The sequence below is a fragment of the Photobacterium sp. R1 genome (assembly GCF_054600795.1).
Map to the genome: position 1 here is coordinate 210,140 of NZ_BAAHZP010000007.1, position 17,613 is coordinate 227,752.

Annotated in this window: 15 protein-coding genes; 3 read left to right on the forward strand and 12 right to left on the reverse strand. The window is 48.8% G+C overall.

All coding sequences use genetic code 11. The annotated features are described in order from the left end of the window. Positions 1-125: 125 nt before the first annotated feature. The 6 genes from ACYP03_RS13755 to ACYP03_RS13780 form a co-directional block, all read right to left on the reverse strand. A complete protein-coding gene (locus ACYP03_RS13755; RefSeq protein ID WP_330959375.1) occupies positions 126-419 on the reverse strand; it encodes a YciI family protein in 294 nt (97 codons plus the stop codon). 244 nt (positions 420-663) lie between these two features. After that, positions 664-2,211 carry an alanine/glycine:cation symporter family protein gene (locus tag ACYP03_RS13760; protein WP_248140480.1) on the reverse strand — a complete coding sequence of 516 codons (1,548 nt, stop codon included), beginning with the start codon at positions 2,209-2,211 and terminating at the stop codon, positions 664-666. A gap of 421 nt (positions 2,212-2,632) precedes the next feature. Further along, complete coding sequence (locus ACYP03_RS13765) at positions 2,633-4,228, reverse strand: ABC transporter ATP-binding protein (RefSeq protein WP_330959374.1); 1,596 nt, start codon at positions 4,226-4,228, stop codon at positions 2,633-2,635. A gap of 15 nt (positions 4,229-4,243) precedes the next feature. Next, complete coding sequence (locus ACYP03_RS13770; RefSeq protein WP_248140482.1) at positions 4,244-5,266, reverse strand: ABC transporter permease; 1,023 nt, start codon at positions 5,264-5,266, stop codon at positions 4,244-4,246. A gap of 25 nt (positions 5,267-5,291) precedes the next feature. Continuing rightward, positions 5,292-6,389: a microcin C ABC transporter permease YejB gene (locus ACYP03_RS13775; RefSeq protein ID WP_330959373.1), complete on the reverse strand. Its 1,098-nt coding sequence runs from the start codon at positions 6,387-6,389 to the stop codon at positions 5,292-5,294. A 26-nt stretch (positions 6,390-6,415) separates the two neighbouring features. Next, a complete protein-coding gene (locus ACYP03_RS13780; protein ID WP_459780570.1) occupies positions 6,416-8,218 on the reverse strand; it encodes an extracellular solute-binding protein in 1,803 nt (600 codons plus the stop codon). 551 nt (positions 8,219-8,769) lie between these two features. On the opposite strand from ACYP03_RS13780, the gene fusA reads away from it, so the two are divergent. Then, positions 8,770-10,857 carry an elongation factor G gene (fusA, locus tag ACYP03_RS13785; RefSeq protein ID WP_248140484.1) on the forward strand — a complete coding sequence of 696 codons (2,088 nt, stop codon included), beginning with the start codon at positions 8,770-8,772 and terminating at the stop codon, positions 10,855-10,857. A gap of 92 nt (positions 10,858-10,949) precedes the next feature. Here the strand turns inward: fusA and ACYP03_RS13790 are convergent, their stop codons facing one another. The 6 genes from ACYP03_RS13790 to ACYP03_RS13815 all read right to left on the reverse strand — a co-directional run bounded on the left by ACYP03_RS13790 (position 10,950) and on the right by ACYP03_RS13815 (position 16,233). Then, positions 10,950-11,726: a DUF4922 domain-containing protein gene (locus ACYP03_RS13790; protein ID WP_459780430.1), complete on the reverse strand. Its 777-nt coding sequence runs from the start codon at positions 11,724-11,726 to the stop codon at positions 10,950-10,952. 496 nt (positions 11,727-12,222) lie between these two features. Next, on the reverse strand, positions 12,223-13,395 hold the full coding sequence (locus ACYP03_RS13795; RefSeq protein ID WP_459780432.1) for an amino acid permease: 1,173 nt from the start codon (positions 13,393-13,395) through the stop codon (positions 12,223-12,225). A 734-nt stretch (positions 13,396-14,129) separates the two neighbouring features. After that, positions 14,130-14,429: an ArsR/SmtB family transcription factor gene (locus ACYP03_RS13800; protein WP_248140487.1), complete on the reverse strand. Its 300-nt coding sequence runs from the start codon at positions 14,427-14,429 to the stop codon at positions 14,130-14,132. 34 nt (positions 14,430-14,463) lie between these two features. After that, positions 14,464-14,883, reverse strand: a complete 420-nt coding sequence (locus tag ACYP03_RS13805) for a YeeE/YedE family protein (RefSeq protein ID WP_248140488.1) — start codon at positions 14,881-14,883, stop codon at positions 14,464-14,466. 4 nt (positions 14,884-14,887) lie between these two features. Further along, complete coding sequence (locus ACYP03_RS13810) at positions 14,888-15,310, reverse strand: YeeE/YedE family protein (protein ID WP_248140489.1); 423 nt, start codon at positions 15,308-15,310, stop codon at positions 14,888-14,890. A gap of 47 nt (positions 15,311-15,357) precedes the next feature. Continuing rightward, complete coding sequence (locus tag ACYP03_RS13815; protein WP_459780434.1) at positions 15,358-16,233, reverse strand: MBL fold metallo-hydrolase; 876 nt, start codon at positions 16,231-16,233, stop codon at positions 15,358-15,360. An 81-nt stretch (positions 16,234-16,314) separates the two neighbouring features. Here ACYP03_RS13815 and ACYP03_RS13820 point away from each other — a divergent pair, with 81 nt between their 5' ends. Together ACYP03_RS13820 and ACYP03_RS13825 are read left to right on the forward strand one after the other, a co-directional pair. Then, positions 16,315-17,091: a sulfite exporter TauE/SafE family protein gene (locus tag ACYP03_RS13820; protein WP_330959367.1), complete on the forward strand. Its 777-nt coding sequence runs from the start codon at positions 16,315-16,317 to the stop codon at positions 17,089-17,091. 18 nt (positions 17,092-17,109) lie between these two features. Next, entirely contained in the window at positions 17,110-17,520 is a 411-nt protein-coding gene (locus tag ACYP03_RS13825) for a rhodanese-like domain-containing protein (RefSeq protein WP_459780436.1), read from the forward strand. Positions 17,521-17,613 lie beyond the last annotated feature (93 nt).

Here is a 17,613-nt window from a genome sequence, read left to right on the forward strand (position 1 = left end):
GACTCACATGGTCATTCATATCATTTGGTCGAACGCAGCATGATGAATTGACCTCACCCTCTCTGCGTGCTGAAAAGAGTCATACTTAAAATCGCTGACTAAAACACGATTTCAGGCCGTCGTAGTTACAGCGATTGCTTCAGAAAAGAGAGGGCTTCACTGGTTTTGGTCGGGATAAACTCGGTGATTTCATAGGTTGCCAGCCCATGCTGACGGAAAGGATCGGCCAGCAACACTTGATCTAAAGCTTCACGGTTTTCTGCATTTGCCAGGATGACACCTCCGGTTCGGGGCTCTTTCCGGCCTGACAACAGAAAGACACCGGCAGCATACTGCTGTTCCAGGTAAGCGATATGCGCATCCAGGTGTTTTTCTACTTCACTGAGCGCACAAGTATATGTGAGTGATACAACAAACATAGGCTTCCTTGATTTGATGACGTAGCAGTTTCGTCTGCACAGAGCCAACCAGAGGCACTGATACTTCCAGTTTTCATCGACAAAACAAATGTAACAATTTGTTTATTAAGGGGACCTTAACACATACACACCCAAACGCATATTTCTCTGTGTTGCAGAATCTGTTTTGCAGTTTCGCCTTGCGGCAAAAACACAAAGGCCAGCTCATGCTGGCCTTTGAATTCATTCCTGTCTGTCTATTTTATTATGATGTTGATTTGGCTGTTCCTGCAGAAGAAGCCTCACCATCTACATTCGGCGATTGCTGGCCTTTACGCTTCATACGCTCTTCCCAGTAATCCGCGCCTTTAATGCCCAGTTTGACTGGATCAAATACGTATTCGGTTACACCGGCTTTCTTCTGTTCTTCATAGTCTTTCAGTGCTTTTAGTGCAGGTTTTGCCATGAAGAAGATAATCAGAATACCGACAATGTTCAGCCAGGCCATCAGACCTACACCAACATCACCCATTGCCCAAGCCAGGTTCGCAGTTTTCACAGCACCGTAGAATACAGAGCCCAGCAGTACCAGTTTCAATGCGAAAACCAGTCCCGGAACATGAATCGTACGGTGGATGTAAGCAATGTTCGTTTCTGCGATGTAGTAGTAAGCCAGAATCGTTGTGAATGAGAAGAAGAACAACGCAATGGCTACGAATGGTTTACCCAGACCAGGCATTGCTGTCTCAATCGCCATCTGCGTAAATACCGGGCTGTTCGCCGCAATATCAGCAGGCAGATTCTGTACCAGGAATGCACCTTCAGCACCGTGTACGTTAAAGGCACCGGTAATGATGATCATGAATGCAGTTGCACTACAAACCAGCAGCGTATCGATATAGATTGAAAACGCCTGTACAAAACCTTGCTGTGCCGGGTGATCAACCTGTGCTGCCGCTGCAGCGTGAGGACCTGTACCCTGACCGGCTTCGTTCGAGTAAACACCACGTTTTACACCCCAGCCAATCGCTGCACCCACACCCGCCATTGGCGAGAAGGCATCACCAATAATGGTTGCAAATACATGCGGCACCATATCAATGTTCAGCAGAATGACGACGAAAGCCATCACAATGTAACCCAGCGCCATAAACGGAACGATAATCTGGGTAAAGTGCGCGATACGCTTCACACCACCAAAGATGATGATAGCCAGAACCAGACACACAATTGCACCGGTGATGATCTTCGCAGAACTGAATGTACCTAAAGTGGTTTCGATCATCTCACCAGAACCGAACGCAGCCGCTACTGCATTACCGATACTGTTTGACTGTACACCAGGCAAAAGCAGACCACATGCCAGGATTGTTGCGATTGCAAAGACCCACGCATACCATTTTTGTCCCATCGCTTTTTCAATGAAATAAGCCGGGCCACCACGGAACTGACCTTCATCTTCCTCTTTATAGATCTGAGCCAGTGTTGACTCATAGTAAGCCGTTGAAGCACCCAGGAAGGCAACAACCCACATCCAGAATACGGCACCAGGACCGCCAAAACCGATTGCGGCAGCAACACCTGCAATGTTACCTGTACCGACACGACCAGAAAGTGATACCGCCAGTGCCTGGAAAGAAGAAATACCCTTGTCAGAACTCTGGCCAGAGAACAACAAACGAACCATCTCACCAATATGGCGGACCTGCATGAAGCGTGTTGTGATGGAATAAAATAAACCGGCACCCAGGCAAAGATAAATCAGTGCCGGACTCCATATTATTCCGTTGAGAAAATCGACCAATGACTGCATATGAGTCTCCCTGTTATAGTCTGTATGGTTACAACTCGAGCAGTATAATACTCAGATTGTAATCTAATTGTTAAGAACTTTATTTCATCAGCCTTCATTCACCCATTGAAAGCATCATATGATAACAAAAACACAACAAGCAGTGTTTTACACCAATCAATTGTAGTTCAATAAAATTATATTCCAATAAAGACTCTTACATCCTGTAATAATTTGTATAACAATTAGCCAACCCCACCTGAAAAGATCTCAATATTGTGCAGTAAGTCAGCATAAAGGATGCGACAAGGCACATTTTATGCGCATCTTTATGCACAATATTCTGTAACTAAAGCATAATCCATCTGAGGCAATCTGTGAAAAAGAGGTGCCTGATCAGGATAAAAACCTGTCGCACCTCTCAAAGGGGGGAAAGAGCGTTTTAGCTCATTGCAGATAAGCTGACGAGTTCGCGCGTATACTCAGCTTCAGGCTGATGAAACAGCTTCTGCGTCGGTCCTTGCTCAACAACGCGACCATCTTTCAGTACCAATGTGTAATGGCATAGCGATTTGACAACATTCAGATCATGGCTGATGAACAGGTAGCTCAGCCCGTACTTCATCTGTAACTCTTTCAGAAGATTCAGGACCTGGAACTGCACCGTTCTGTCCAGTGATGACGTGGGTTCGTCCAGCAAAATGAATTCGGGTTTCAGCACCAGAGCCCGTGCAATCGCAATCCGCTGCCGCTGCCCGCCGGAAAACTCATTCGGATAACGAAACCGGGTTGCCGGATCCAGCTCAACATCCTGCATGGCCTGGCAGATCATGGCATCCTCTTCCTGTTCTGACAGATGCTGATGTACCTTGAGCCCTTCACCAATAATCTGAGCAACCGACATACGCGGGTTGAGCGCAGAAAACGGATCCTGAAAGACTACCTGTAACCGGCTCCGGTAAGGCAGCATTCCCTTCCTGCTCAAACCTCCGATTTCCTGACCATCAAACCGGATACTGCCTTCACTGCTGAGCAACCTCAGAATCGCCATGCCCGTCGTCGATTTACCGGAGCCGCTTTCCCCCACCAGACCAACACTCTGACCCCGTTTCAATAAAAAACTGACATCCGTCACAGCTTTAATATGCCCGATGACACGTTTCATAATGCCGCCTTTTACCGGGAACCAGACACGCAGCTTTTCAACTTCAAACATCGCATCCGGATCGCCCTGAACCGGCACAGGCTCACCAGGCGGATCGGCCGCAATCAGTTGTTGAGTATAAGGATGCGCAGGGGCGGAAAAAATCATTTCCCGGGTATTGGTTTCCACCAGTTTACCCAATTGCATAACCGCAACCCGGTCTGCAATCTTACGAACAATGCTCAGATCATGGGTAATGAACAGCATCGCCATGCCCATTTCTTCCTGCAATTGCTTGAGCAGATCCAGTATTTGCGCCTGCACCGACACATCCAGTGCTGTCGTCGGCTCATCCGCAATCAGCAGGTCCGGTTCATTAATCAGCGCCATGGCAATCATGACCCGCTGCCGCTCGCCGCCGGAAAGTTCATGCGGATAAGCATACATCCGTTGCTCCGGATTCCGGATCCCGACTTTCTTCAGCCAGCTCAGTGCGCGCTTTTCAGCCTGCCGCTGACGAACACCCCGGTGTATCGCCAGGGTTTCACACAACTGGCGGCCGATTTTATGGAGCGGGTTCAGCGACATCATCGGTTCCTGAAAAATCATCCCGATTTTTCCGCCACGCAGTCCCCTGAGCTGGCGTTCGCTGCATTTCAGTGTATCCAGACCATCATAAAGAATCTGCCCTTCCAGATAACGTGCCGACGCCTTCGGCAGCAGACGAAGGATCGCATTGGCGGTGACGGATTTTCCCGAACCGCTTTCCCCGACCAACGCCAGCGTCTCTCCGCGCCTGATGGTCAGGCTGACTTGTTCCGTCACGGGGCGAACAGGTTTGCCATTTACAAACCCCACAGACAGATTATGAATCGTTAACAGTGCATCACTCATGGTACTTCCTGAACACTACTGTTGATGAGGGTCGAATGCGTCACGCACGGCTTCACCTATGAACACGAGCAGACTCAGCATAATTGACAGAACAACAAAGGCCGACAGCCCCAGCCAGGGTGCCTGAAGGTTGGTTTTCCCCTGTGCCAGCAGTTCACCAAGAGACGGTGATCCCACGGGCAGGCCAAAGCCGAGAAAGTCCAGCGATGTCAGCGTGGTCACTGAACCACTGAGGATAAAGGGCATCATGGTCAGAGAGGCCACCATCGCATTCGGCAACATATGGCGCAGCATAATCCGCCGGTCATTGACGCCTAACGCCTGTGCAGCACGGACATAATCCAGATTACGGCACCGCAGAAATTCAGCACGCACCACACCTACCAGCCCCATCCAGCTAAACAGCACCATGATGCCGAGCAGCCACCAGAAATTGGGCTCCACGAAACTGGAAAGAATAATCAGCAGAAACAGCGTCGGCATCCCCGACCAGATTTCGATAAAACGCTGTCCGAACAAATCCAGCCAGCCGCCATAGTATCCCTGCCCTGCGCCCACCATGACGCCAACCACCGTAGAAATCAGTGTCAGCGCAAAACCAAATAAAACCGATATCCGAAAACCATAAATGATGCGCGCCAGAACGTCGCGACCTTTATCATCCGTCCCCAGCCAGTTCACACTGTCAGGCGCTGAAGGTGCCGGGCCGGATAAGTTGTAATTAATCGTGTCGTAATGGAAGCGAATCGCAGGCCAGATCATATAACCGTCGGCATTGATCAGGTCCTGAACATAGGGATCGGTATAATCCGCTTCTGTTGCAAATTCGCCGCCAAACTCTGTTTCGGCATACTGTTCGGCAATCGGAAAATACCAGTCGCCTTTAAAGCTGATCAGCAGAGGTTTGTCATTGGCGATGACTTCTGCAAATAAACTGATCAGAAAAAGCACCGCAAAAAACCAGAGCGACCAGTAGCCACGCCGGTGCGCCTTAAATCTCGCCCAGCGCTCCTGTGTCAGCGGATTCAATGAAAACATGGAAGATAATTTCTGAAACACCATACTACCTGGCCTCGAAATCAATACGCGGATCGACCAGGGTATAAGTCAGGTCAGAAATAATATTCATGACCAGACCCAACAGGGTCATGATATAGAGTGTGCTGAACACAATCGGATAATCGCGCTGAATGGTTGATTCAAACCCTAACAGACCAATCCCCTCCAGTGAGAACATCACTTCAATCAACATCGAGCCGGTAAAAAAGATACTGATAAAGGCGCTGGGAAAGCCTGCAATAATGATCAGCATGGCATTGCGGAAGACATGCTTATATAAAATGCTGTGATCATCTAACCCCTTCGCCCTGGCGGTCACGACATACTGCTTATTGATTTCATCAAGAAACGAGTTTTTGGTCAGCATCGTCAGCGTGGCAAAACCGCCAATCACCATGGCGATAATCGGCAGGGTCAAATGCCAGAAATAATCCCCGATTTGCTGATACCAGGTGAGCTGATCAAAATCAGAAGAAAAGAGCCCCCGTAACGGGAACCAGCTGACATAATTCCCACTGGCGAAAAAGATGATTAGCACGATGGCGAACAGAAACCCGGGAATTGCATAGCCGGTGATCACCAGTGCGCTGCTCCAGATATCGAAGCGAGTGCCATGATTCACCGCTTTCGCAATCCCTAACGGGATGGACACAAAATAGATAATGAGCGTACTCCACAACCCCAGAGAAATCGAAACGGGCAGACGTTCAATAATCAAATCAATCACGTTTCCGCCGCGGAACAGGCTTTCTCCGAAATTAAATGTGGCGTAGTTTGTCAGCATGTCGACATAACGCTCCCACATCGGCTTATCAAAACCGAATTGTTTTCTGATTTCAGCAACCACTTCCGGGTCAAGTCCGCGCGAACCCCGGTATCCACTGCTGCCATTCCCCTCACCCTGCGTTGTGCCCGATGGTTTGACTTCCTGACCACCGCCGGTGAACCGTTCCATAATGCCGGACGTGTGGCCCTCCAGTTGCGCTACGGCCTGTTCTACCGGCCCGCCCGGCGCAATCTGAATCACAAAAAAGTTAATGGTGATGATGGCCCAGAGTGTCGGGATCACCAGTAAAAGCCGCCGGATAATATATGCCGTCATACTGCTTACCTGCTTTCAACCCATGATTAACGACGTTTTTCCGGCAGTTTGGCTGCCTTGGCCTGATCAACCCACCAAGTGTCGACACCCAGCGCATATTTCGGCCGGACGGCAGGACGATCAAATTTATCCCAGGTCGCAATACGGAATGTGCTCAGATACCATTGCGGAATCACAAAGAAATTCCACTGTAATACCCGGTCCAGAGCCGGGCCAAGCGCAGCCAGTGCTTCCGGATCCTGCTGATGCGCAGCAATTTGTTCTGTCAGTGAATCAATCGCCGGATCCTGAACCCCGGCAGTGTTATAAGTCGAGTCCAGATATTTACTGTTCCAGGCAATCAGCAGGTTTTGCGTTGGATATGGGTTCGCACTGTAACCGGAAGACACCATATCAAAATCACGATCACGGAGTCGTTTGATGTACTGCGTGGTGTCAACGGTCCGGATTTTCATGTCGATGCCCATCTGCTTCAGATTTTTCTGTAATGGAATCGCGATTCGTTCAGTCGTCGGACTGTAGATCAATAATTCAAATGCGAACGGTTCACCGGTTTTCACATTCGTCATCACCTGATTTTTCAGCTCCCACCCTGCTTCTTTCAGTAATGCAAAAGCTTTTCGGGCCTGTTTACGAATACGTCCGGAACCGTCTGTCACCGGCGGCTGATAAGTTTCGGTGAATACACGTGGCGGAATTTTATCTTTAAGAGGCTCCAGATACTTTAATTCCGCAGGTGATGGCAATCCTTTGGCCTCATAAGGCGTATTCTGGAAGTAACTCCGGGGACGCGTATATTGGTTATAAAAGAGAGTTTTGTTCATCCACTCAAAATCCATCGCATAATTGAGTGCTTCACGAACTCTGGCATCCTGAAAGACAGGACGCTGTGTGTTGAACACAAAACCTTGCATTGCCTGAGGAATTTCGTGAGGGATCTCTTCCTTCTTTATGTAGCCATTATCAAAGTTGGTGCCTTCATAAAGCGTGGCCCAGAACTTCGCGACATTTTCCTGCCGGAAGTCGTACTCACCTGCTTTAAATGCTTCCAGCGTGACCGTGTCATCCCGGTAGTAGTCATACCGGATCGTATCGAAATTATGGCGCCCGACATTCACCGCCAGATCTGCCGCCCAGTAGTCTTTCACCCTGGAATAAGTCACGCTCTGCCCGACCTGATAACTGGTAATTTTATAAGCACTGCTGCCGACCGGAGGTTCTGTCAGAGGCTCGCTGAGTTTTTTGTCTTTCCAGAAATGTTCCGGCAATACATTCATTCCCTCAACCAGTGAGAACAGCTTTTCGCGGTTCGGGACTGACATCTCAATGCGGGCTGTCAGTGGAGAAATAGCAGTCACAGATTTCACGTCTTTATAAAAAACACGAAACTGCGGCACACCTTCTTTCATGAACTTATCAAAAGTAAAAGCGACATCTTTTGCTGTAATTGACTGACCGTCGTGAAACCGGGCTTTCGGATTCACATCAATTTCCATCCAGGAAAAGTCATCGGCATAACGGACTTTCTGAGCAATAAGGGGGTAATAACTGTCGATTTCATCATTGGCCGACGTAAACAGAGTGTCATAGATCTCATCTGCCCCCGCAACTGAGACCCCCCGGGATGCATAACGGTTAAAGCTGTCGTATGTACCGACTTCGGCATAGGTGATGCTGCCGCCTTTCGGGGCGCTGGGATTCACATAGTCAAAATGTTTAAAATCCGGCGCATACTTTGCCGTTCCGAAACCTACTAAACTTGTACTTTCAACCACATCAGCTGCAAAGCTGTTCGCACTCACCCACAGCAATCCGGCCAGCAACGGCATGCTTCGTTTTAATCGGTTCTCCATATCCCCTCCAAAACACCTCAACCACTAATTTGACCCATTCATTTAAAATTGTTTTATTTTCATTATTGTATGAATGGTCAATAACAATTAGCCGACATGTACCACAAATATACACCATAAGAAAATAGCCAGCCTGAATCACTGGGCATATCATCAAAGTTATTTTTATGGTCCGTCTATCCTGACAGCACAGAATAAGGCTCAGGACAGACTCATCTGTCCAGTTCAACCAGGAGTCTTTCTGATTGCATCTGTCCTGAAAACGAATTTGAAAGCAATCAAAACTGCGCTTCATGCGAAAATACCGGGAAGACATGCCTATCCAGCCCCGCAATGCACCAGATTTCCGTATAATCGTGCCAATTTTTGCGTTTTTCTTGAGCAATCATTCGCTTCTGGCCAACATCAACGGGTTAAAAGCCAGCGAATAATCATTAAATTACTCAGATCTATGTTCTGATACTTGGAAGTAGTGCTATACTCCCCACCCTGACATGTGACAACAATTGTTCATATAGAGAAAAACAATGGCAGATCTATCTAAATACAGAAACATTGGTATTTTCGCGCACGTAGATGCGGGTAAAACCACTACCACTGAGCGTATCCTGAAGCTGACCGGTAAAATTCACCGTCTGGGTGAAGTACACGATGGTGCTTCTACGATGGACTTCATGGATCAGGAAGCTGAGCGTGGTATCACAATCCAGTCTGCTGCGACGACCTGTTTCTGGAAAGACCACCGTTTCAACGTAATCGATACTCCGGGACACGTTGACTTCACCGTTGAAGTTTATCGTTCTCTGAAAGTTCTGGACGGTGGTGTTGGTGTATTCTGTGGTTCTGGTGGTGTTGAGCCTCAGTCTGAAACGAACTGGCGTTACGCGAACGAATCAGAAGTATCTCGTCTGATCTTCGTAAACAAACTGGACCGTATGGGTGCTGACTTCTTCCGCGTTGTTGAGCAAGTGAAGAAAGTTCTGGGCGCTAACCCTCTGGTGATGACTCTGCCAATCGGCCGTGAAGATGACTTCGTGGGTGTGGTTGACGTTCTGAACCGTCAGGCGTACGTATGGGATGACTCAGGCCAGCCAGAAAACTACGAAATCAAAGAAATCCCAGCGGATATGGTTGATGACGTAGAAGCTTACCGTGAAGAGCTGATCGAAACTGCTGTAGAGCAAGACGACGCACTGATGGAAGCATACATGGAAGGTGAAGAGCCTTCTGTTGAAGACCTGAAGCGTTGTATCCGTAAAGGTACTCGTGACCTGGCATTCTTCCCGACTTTCTGTGGTTCTGCATTCAAGAACAAAGGTATGCAGCTGCTGCTGGATGCTGTTGTTGATTACCTGCCAAACCCAACAGAAGTTGACCCTCAGGATCTGACTGATCCAGAAACTGGTGAGCCAACTGGTAAAGTTGCTACCGTTTCTGTTGACGAACCATTCCGTGCGCTTGCGTTCAAGATCATGGATGACCGTTTCGGCGCCCTGACCTTCATCCGTGTTTACTCTGGTAAGCTGAAGAAGGGTGACACCATCCTGAACTCTGCCACAGGTAAAACTGAGCGTGTTGGCCGTATGGTGGAAATGCACGCGAACGACCGTAACGAGCTGGATTCTGCGCAAGCCGGTGACATCATCGCTATCGTTGGTATGAAGAACGTTCAGACTGGTCACACTCTGTGTGATCCGAAGCACGAATGTACTCTGGAACCAATGATCTTCCCAGATCCAGTAATCTCTATCGCTGTTGCTCCAAAAGACAAGAGTGCTTCTGAGAAGCTGGGTATCGCACTTGGTAAGATGATCGCAGAAGATCCATCATTCCAGGTTGAAACTGACGAAGATTCTGGCGAAACCATCCTGAAAGGTATGGGTGAGCTGCACCTGGACATCAAAGTTGACATCCTGAAGCGTACTCACGGTGTTGAACTGACTGTTGGTGCTCCACAGGTTGCTTACCGTGAAACAATCACTCAAGCAATCGAAGACAGCTACACGCACAAGAAGCAGTCTGGTGGTTCTGGTCAGTTCGGTAAGATCGACTACCGTATCAAACCAGGTGAGCCAAACTCTGGCTTCAAGTTCGTTTCTACTGTTGTTGGTGGTAACGTTCCTAAAGAATTCTGGCCTGCAATCGAAAAAGGCTTCGCTGGTATGATGAATACTGGTGTTCTGGCTGGCTTCCCAGTGCTGGACGTTGAAGTTGAGCTGTTCGACGGTGGTTTCCACGCAGTTGACTCCTCTGCTGTAGCGTTCGAAATTGCTGCACGTGGCGCTTTCCGTCAGTCTATGCCTAAAGCGGGTGCACAGCTGCTGGAACCAATCATGCACGTTGACGTATTCACTCCAGAAGATCACGTTGGTGATGTTATTGGTGACCTGAACCGTCGTCGCGGTATGATCAAAGACCAGGTTGCTGGTACAACTGGTGTTCGTATCAAGGCAGACGTACCTCTGTCTGAAATGTTCGGCTACATCGGTCACCTGCGTACAATGACTTCTGGTCGTGGTCAGTTCTCTATGGAGTTCTCTCACTACTCTGCATGTCCAGCAAACGTTGCTGACGCAGTAATCGCAGAAGTTAAAGAACGTAACGCTAAGAAATAATTCATTTCTTAACGGACCAATAAAAAACCCCAGCTCAGGCTGGGGTTTTTTTTATCTGTACGAATGAAAATTAACGACAATTCAGTGAAGGATTACTCGCTGCATTCACACAGAAAACGCATCAGCCCATACTGCTGTAACCAGACCAGCTGCTCAGGCTTCTTCACCAGAAAGCGGCCGCTGTAATTCATTCCATTTGCAAACAAGCCTTCAATATTATTTGCTGAACGCGGCAAAATCAGCATCCATCGCTCAGTCAGCAGGATATTATGCGGCTTACAGACGGCCCCACCCGCTTCAATCAAAGACAAACGATGCATTCCCTGCAAATAAGCTTCATACAGTTCATCCGTCGTCATGGCTTCAACCAGATACAGACAATGCTGAAACGGCAGTTTTCCCCCGGCAATCACTTTCTCCAGCGGGATTTCACTGCGGACCAGCTGCATGTGACGATGTGGCTGGCTGGCACCGGCTAAGGGACCACTGTTATAAAAACCAAAGACATCCGTCTGTGTAAAACCGCCTAACCACGCATGCCAGTCTTCCCAGCTTAACGGCGACTCCTGCGGTACAAAATCTTTCGAGCAAATCAGCAAATGAGGTGAGATCACCGGATACTTATTCAGCAGGCAAACATGGTGTTCTCCCGCTTCACAAACATACATCGACTTTTCATAGGGCAGAAACGGGTTAGCCTCTGGTTTAGACATCAGCCCCTGAAGTTTTTTACCTGCATTCTCTGTGACCACATGACCCAGATAATCGACGCCCTGCTCCACAATCGTTTCTGCTTCCGTCGTAATGGGCATCAGACTCCCGTCTGCCAATGCCCGTTTAGCCACCTGCTCAGCGAGTTTCCAGTTCATATCCGAATCCCTTGTTTTTTTACCAAGATACTCCAACTTCGCGGATGTGTCATAACACTAAGCCGACTTTTAACGAAGAGGCTTCTCAGCAGTCAAAACCTTGCCGTCAACAAAGCTACTTGCGCTGAAGAAAGCATTCCGGGGCATTGGATTGTGTGTACAAAAATATTTACGGTTTGAACATTTTTGTCCAGTTACGAAAACAGGCCCGCACCTAGCCGCTCATCAGGAAAGTCGGTAAGATTCCCGCATCTTTATGAGGATACGTCATTCACTACTGCTTATCTGTGTCTACAGATCACTACTCCTGCAGCTAGGTTGTTTCAGCGTTCGGTCAAACCTGATACGACTCCGACGATATCGGTCTTGTTCGGTCAAACAGATCTTTAGCATCCTCAGAACAATGTCGTTCAAACGACATTGCAACAGATAAAAAAGGCGCTTCCTAAGGGAAGCGCCTTTTTAACATCAGATGTTCTCTGTGCTACCTGTGACGTTAAATCAGCTCTGCCATCAGCAGGAAGCAACCAAACAGAAAGCTCAGCCCCATTGCCATCATGCCGCCACCAGCCTGATACACTTCAGCATTGCCATTATCACTTGCCCTGTCACCACGCTGTCTGACTTTGATTGTCATTGCCATTGGCACGAAAACAGCGAGGAATACCAGAATAATACCAGCGTAACTCAGGACCGACAGGAACTGATTGGCTGCCAGCAAAGCACCCAGCATCGGCAGAATGAACGTAATCACATAAGTCACGGCCCGATTTTGACGAAAGGTGTCAGCATTCTGGTCAAACAGTGCCATAGCAACCCCCAGGAAGGACGTGAGCAGTGCCAGGCCGGTGAATACGGAAAGGATGAGTTGCATGCTGCCATGGCTGGCACTCAGTGCCGCAATCAGTTCAGAAACGTTTGCAAAACCGACCAGTTGCTCTGAGGTTAGATTCCCGACCGCTGCGTAAAGCCAGAACAGATAACAGAACAGCGGGATCAAAGAACCCAGGATAACCATATTTCGCAGTTGCTTGTGTGACGCCTCAGGGTTGTAAGTCACCAGCGACGGAATCACCACCATGAAGCCAAAACTGGTGAAGAGGACCGAACTGGTTTTAACCAGCGCGACTTTGTTCTCGCTCCCCACGGATGCCAGATTTTCCAGGCTGATCCCCGGTACCAGCGTCACTAAAGTAATTGCCAGCATCAGAACCATTGCTGCAAACAGGAAACGGTTCAACCGGTCAATCACCCCCGTACCCGCTGCAACGACCAGACCGGCAATCACGGTAAAGCCGACTTGTGCCTGTGTTGCTGTCAGCTCAAGCCCAAGGCTGACTGTCAGCTTTTTCACCAGATCGCCGGCACCAATGATGTAAGCCATCAGCAGGCAAACCAGCAGCGCATACAGCAGGCCATTCGTGATGACCTGGCCGCCTTTACCCAGTGTTTTTCGGGCAATGGAATTCATTCCCAGGCCGCCACCCGCTTTAATACTGGCTTCGAGCAGCAAAAGTGCGGCATAGGTGGTACCCACCCAAATCAGGAGCATCAGCAAAGAGCCCCAGAGCAGGCCAAATTGCGCCAGGACCATTGGAATGGCGAGCATACCGGCGCCTAATGCTGTTCCGGCAATGATCAGGGAGCTACCCAGTAATTTCATATTCACGACTTTGTCCTTTATTTTTATGGAATGCCGATAACCCTCATCAAAGGCATTCTGAATGCTTGATTCCGCGTGTTCCCTTCGGCAACTGCCAGTGGCTGTATGTGACGCAGGCTTTCGCAAGCACAATTTCGTCAATAAACCACAGACAATGCTTCAAAAGCTTGCTGACCAGCCCTCAGGCTTCAGCATGCATGGCTTTCGGGATGATGGATGACGCGATAAATCGGTTCGTACAGTGAAAACGCAATGCTTTTACATCATGAAAATCAGTTGTGATCAAAACAGACCAAACTGGCTCAAGCGACTAAAAAACAAAGGACGAAATGCAGCTCGCAGAGAGGTAAATTGCGGCAAAAAGGATGCACAACTGCAGGTTATGGTTCTCTGACGAGAAAAAGCAGGTATAGATATCCTGTCCGGCAAGGTCGCCAGATTCAGGGATCCAGGGTGTAATATCATTAATCGTACTCCTGATACGATAGTTTTTCGGTCATTCTGATGAAAAAGCAAGCAACTATCCTGCGTTTTCATCTCTTACCAGAGAAAGGTAAGGCGTTCGGTCAGGTAGCAAGTTAATAAGGTGTAGCACAAACCACAACCTGCATTTATGAAATATTTGATTTCGATCTTGAAAAATCTGGGAGGAAGGTCATTTTGACCAGAAATGAGAAGGGAAACAAAAGATCAACCTGGACATTTTCTGTCCAGGTTGTGTGTTTGCAACGGTGATGCGATTACTCTTTACAATAGTGTTTGTGCAGCATAGAAATAATATCTATAACAGCCACATTATCCAGACGATAATAAATGGTCTGTGCTTCCCGACGGGTTTTCACAAACCCTGCACGGCGCAGCCAGGCCAGATGCTGTGACAAAGAGGACTGAGGTATCGGAAATCGCTCATTGAGCTGAGAAACAGACAGTTCCTCTTCCTGTAATACACACAGAATCATTAATCTATGCTGATTTCCCATAGCCTTCAGCAGCTCTACGGCCTGCTCTACGTTCGCCTCCATCTTGGAATAATCTTGCATTCGCGCCCTCGTATTTACTTCATGTTATTTTTAACTATTTTAAGAGACGGTCGATAGTGCCAGAAAACTGCATTCCCGCCAACATTGCAACAACAAAGCCGAAGATTTTTATATTGCCACTCAGTAAATTAGCCACAGCAGGTCCCGGGCAAATGCCCACAAGCCCCCACCCCAAACCAAAAAGTACTGCACCAATAACCAGAGGTTTATCGATCACTTTATTGGCAGGAATAAAAAACTCGCCGCCAAAAACTGGCGTGGAACGTGTTTTCACCAAAAACTGATAACCCAGGCCGAACACCACTAATGCGCCGCCCATGACGAGAATTAAACTGGGATCCCACTGTCCGGTTATATCCAAAAAGTTCAGCACTTTATCCGGATTAACCATCTGTGAAACCGTCAGACCTGCTCCAAACAGCAGACCTGCAATTAAGGCGATGAAAAGTTGCATAACATTAAACTCCGATCAGGTGACGAACCACAAAAACCACAACAATCGCCACGGCCATAAAGGTGAGAGTTGCCACAACAGACCGGGGCGACAACCGGCCGATCCCACAGATGCCATGGCCACTGGTACATCCCGAGCCAATTCGGGTGCCTGCGCCGACGAGCAATCCTCCGATGAGAATTACAGACCAGCTAGCATCGATATGTTCCGGCAACACCAGTCCAAAAGGCGCAGCCAGAAGCGGGCCAAGAATCAGGCCAAGAATAAACATCCAGCGCCATTTCGCATTCGGATCACTGACCTGCATTGCGCCACTGACAATCCCGGATATCCCGGCAATACGGCCGTTCAGTAACAGCAGCATCAAAGCTGAACCTCCCAGCACAAAACCGCCAATCAGCGCACTCCAGGGCGTAAATTCCGTCATAATTTCCTCTCTGTCTCTTTCATTCGATGATCAATACACATCAGCTGCTATTTCAGCGAAGCACTGACTGACAATGGAATTTTGATATAGGCTTGCTCGTTACTTTCAGCCGCCGGCATCTGACCCCCACGGATATTCACCTGAACCGAGGGATACAGAAGCCGGGGAACATCCAGTGTCTTGTCCCTGTTTTCACGAACAGCAATAAACGCCGCTTTTTCTGTTCCGTCATGGATATGTATATTGGTACGGAAACTCTCAGCGACCGTCGTCTCATACGCCAATTCGCGTCCTCCCGGCTGATAGTCATGACACATCCAAAGCCGCGTCTCAGGCGGCAGCTGATGCAGACGGTTCACACTGTCGTACAGCACACCGGCATCACCACCGGGAAAATCACAGCGCGCGGTGCCGCTGTCGGGCATAAATAAGGTATCCCCGACAAACGCATTGCCTTCAATCAGATAAGTCACGCTGTCATTGGTATGCCCGGGGGTCATCAGTACCTGCCCCTGAAGTGCACCAATCTGAAACGATTCATTGTCTTGAAATAAATGATCGAACACGTCGCCATTTGCTGCTAACTCAGCATCATCTACATTGAAAATCAGTTTAAAGGTCTTTTGTACTTTGGTAATGCCTTCCCCGACACCAATCTTGCTGTTCAGATGCCGGCGTAAGTAATGCGCAGCCGATAAATGATCAGCATGAGCGTGTGTTTCCAGAATCCAGTCCACCGTCAGATCATTGTCTCGAACAAAAGCAATCTGCTCGTCTGCAAACGCAGTCCAGACCTTGCCAGAGTTCTCTGCAAAATCGAGCACGCTATCAATGATTGCTGCATGCCCGCCTTGCCTGTCATAAACAACGTAGCTGATGGTGCTTGTACTCTCGTGATAAAAGGCTTTGATTAACGCATTCATGGTAAATCTCCCTTTGCATTCTTTTCTTTATATCGTATATTACACACATACGATTTAACAAAGCAAGTTTTTGAGGTAACCATGATCACCATTTTGTTTGGTTCAGTTGCCATCGGATTAAGTTTAGGTGTCCTGGGCTCCGGCGGTTCAATTCTTACAGTGCCTGTGTTGGCCTATGGTTTAGGGCAGACAGAGAAACAGGCCATCGCCAGTGCCCTGCTGATTGTCGGCCTGATCAGCTCTGTGTCTTCTTTCTCCGGCATCAGACAGCGTCTGGTTCACTGGCCGCTGGTCTGGCTGTTTGGTTTACCCGGGATGGCCGGGACTTACCTTGGCGCCTGGTTCGCCAGCTATACCTCCGGCATCATTCAAATGACGGTCTTTGCAACGATCATGCTGGCAGCCGCCTGGCGCATGTTCAGACCGGCCAAAACCGAACCTGAAACACGACCTCAGCGCTCATACTGGCTGACCGGTTTTCAGGGGTTACTCGTGGGTGTTCTGACGGGCTTTGTCGGTGTCGGAGGCGGCTTCCTGATTGTTCCCGCCCTGGTTTTACTGAGCGGCCTGACGATGCGGACAGCGGTTGCCACCAGCCTGGTGATCATTGTGATGAATTCTTTCGTCGGATTCCTGAAATATCAGCAAGTGCTAGCTGAAAGCCATACTGAACTGAACTGGCAGATCATCGCCATCATGGCAGCTATCGGTATTGCCGGCAGCCTTACAGGTCAGCGCCTGTCCGGCCGGTTACCCCAGCAGAAAATCAAAAGTGCTTTTTCTGTGTTCCTGATTCTGATGGCAGGTTTCATTTTGTACCAGTCCCTGCCCGCTTTATTCCCTGCTTCCACGCTCTGATTGAAAAGGAGTCAGACTATGCTTGTGAACGGACGTAAACTTGCTGAGCAAGCCAAAGAAAGTATCCGTGAAATCAGCTGCCATGAACTTGCGGTATTAATGGACAACGACATCATTTTGATTGATGTGAGAGAACATCATGAGACAGAGAGCGGTATACTGCCGGGTGCAGTCCATATGTCACGGGGGGTACTGGAAATGCAGCTGGAGAATCACCCGTCTGTCGCACATCACCCGGAGCCGTTACAAGTGATGTCTCAGCAACCGGTGTACCTGTACTGCCGATCCGGCGCACGTTCAGCGCTTGCTGCAGAATCGTTACGCCGGATGGGGTTTACACATGTTTATTCTCTGGCGGGCGGTATCTTGGCCTGGCAGGAAGCGGGCCTCCCTGTGATCAGTCTTTCGCAGCGTCATGCCGGACAATGACATTCAGGGGCATTCATTTATCAGCCCCGATGGCAACTTACAGCCTCCAGTCAGCGTGACGGCCATCAGGGTGTGGGCGTTTCAGAGACAGTT

Bases quoted from the DNA above. Each gene is read 5' to 3' on its own strand.
- ACYP03_RS13805 (WP_248140488.1), bottom strand. From the start codon at position 14,883: ATGCAACTTTTCATCGCCTTAATTGCAGGTCTGCTGTTTGGAGCAGGT.
- ACYP03_RS13825 (WP_459780436.1), top strand. From the start codon at position 17,110: ATGCTTGTGAACGGACGTAAACTTGCTGAGCAAGCCAAAGAAAGTATC.
- ACYP03_RS13775 (WP_330959373.1), bottom strand. From the start codon at position 6,389: ATGACGGCATATATTATCCGGCGGCTTTTACTGGTGATCCCGACACTC.
- ACYP03_RS13755 (WP_330959375.1), bottom strand. From the start codon at position 419: ATGTTTGTTGTATCACTCACATATACTTGTGCGCTCAGTGAAGTAGAA.
- ACYP03_RS13765 (WP_330959374.1), bottom strand. From the start codon at position 4,228: ATGAGTGATGCACTGTTAACGATTCATAATCTGTCTGTGGGGTTTGTA.
- ACYP03_RS13810 (WP_248140489.1), bottom strand. From the start codon at position 15,310: ATGACGGAATTTACGCCCTGGAGTGCGCTGATTGGCGGTTTTGTGCTG.
- ACYP03_RS13770 (WP_248140482.1), bottom strand. From the start codon at position 5,266: ATGTTTTCATTGAATCCGCTGACACAGGAGCGCTGGGCGAGATTTAAG.
- ACYP03_RS13790 (WP_459780430.1), bottom strand. From the start codon at position 11,726: ATGAACTGGAAACTCGCTGAGCAGGTGGCTAAACGGGCATTGGCAGAC.
- ACYP03_RS13760 (WP_248140480.1), bottom strand. From the start codon at position 2,211: ATGCAGTCATTGGTCGATTTTCTCAACGGAATAATATGGAGTCCGGCA.
- ACYP03_RS13820 (WP_330959367.1), top strand. From the start codon at position 16,315: ATGATCACCATTTTGTTTGGTTCAGTTGCCATCGGATTAAGTTTAGGT.
- ACYP03_RS13780 (WP_459780570.1), bottom strand. From the start codon at position 8,218: ATGCCGTTGCTGGCCGGATTGCTGTGGGTGAGTGCGAACAGCTTTGCA.
- ACYP03_RS13815 (WP_459780434.1), bottom strand. From the start codon at position 16,233: ATGAATGCGTTAATCAAAGCCTTTTATCACGAGAGTACAAGCACCATC.
- fusA (WP_248140484.1), top strand. From the start codon at position 8,770: ATGGCAGATCTATCTAAATACAGAAACATTGGTATTTTCGCGCACGTA.
- ACYP03_RS13800 (WP_248140487.1), bottom strand. From the start codon at position 14,429: ATGCAAGATTATTCCAAGATGGAGGCGAACGTAGAGCAGGCCGTAGAG.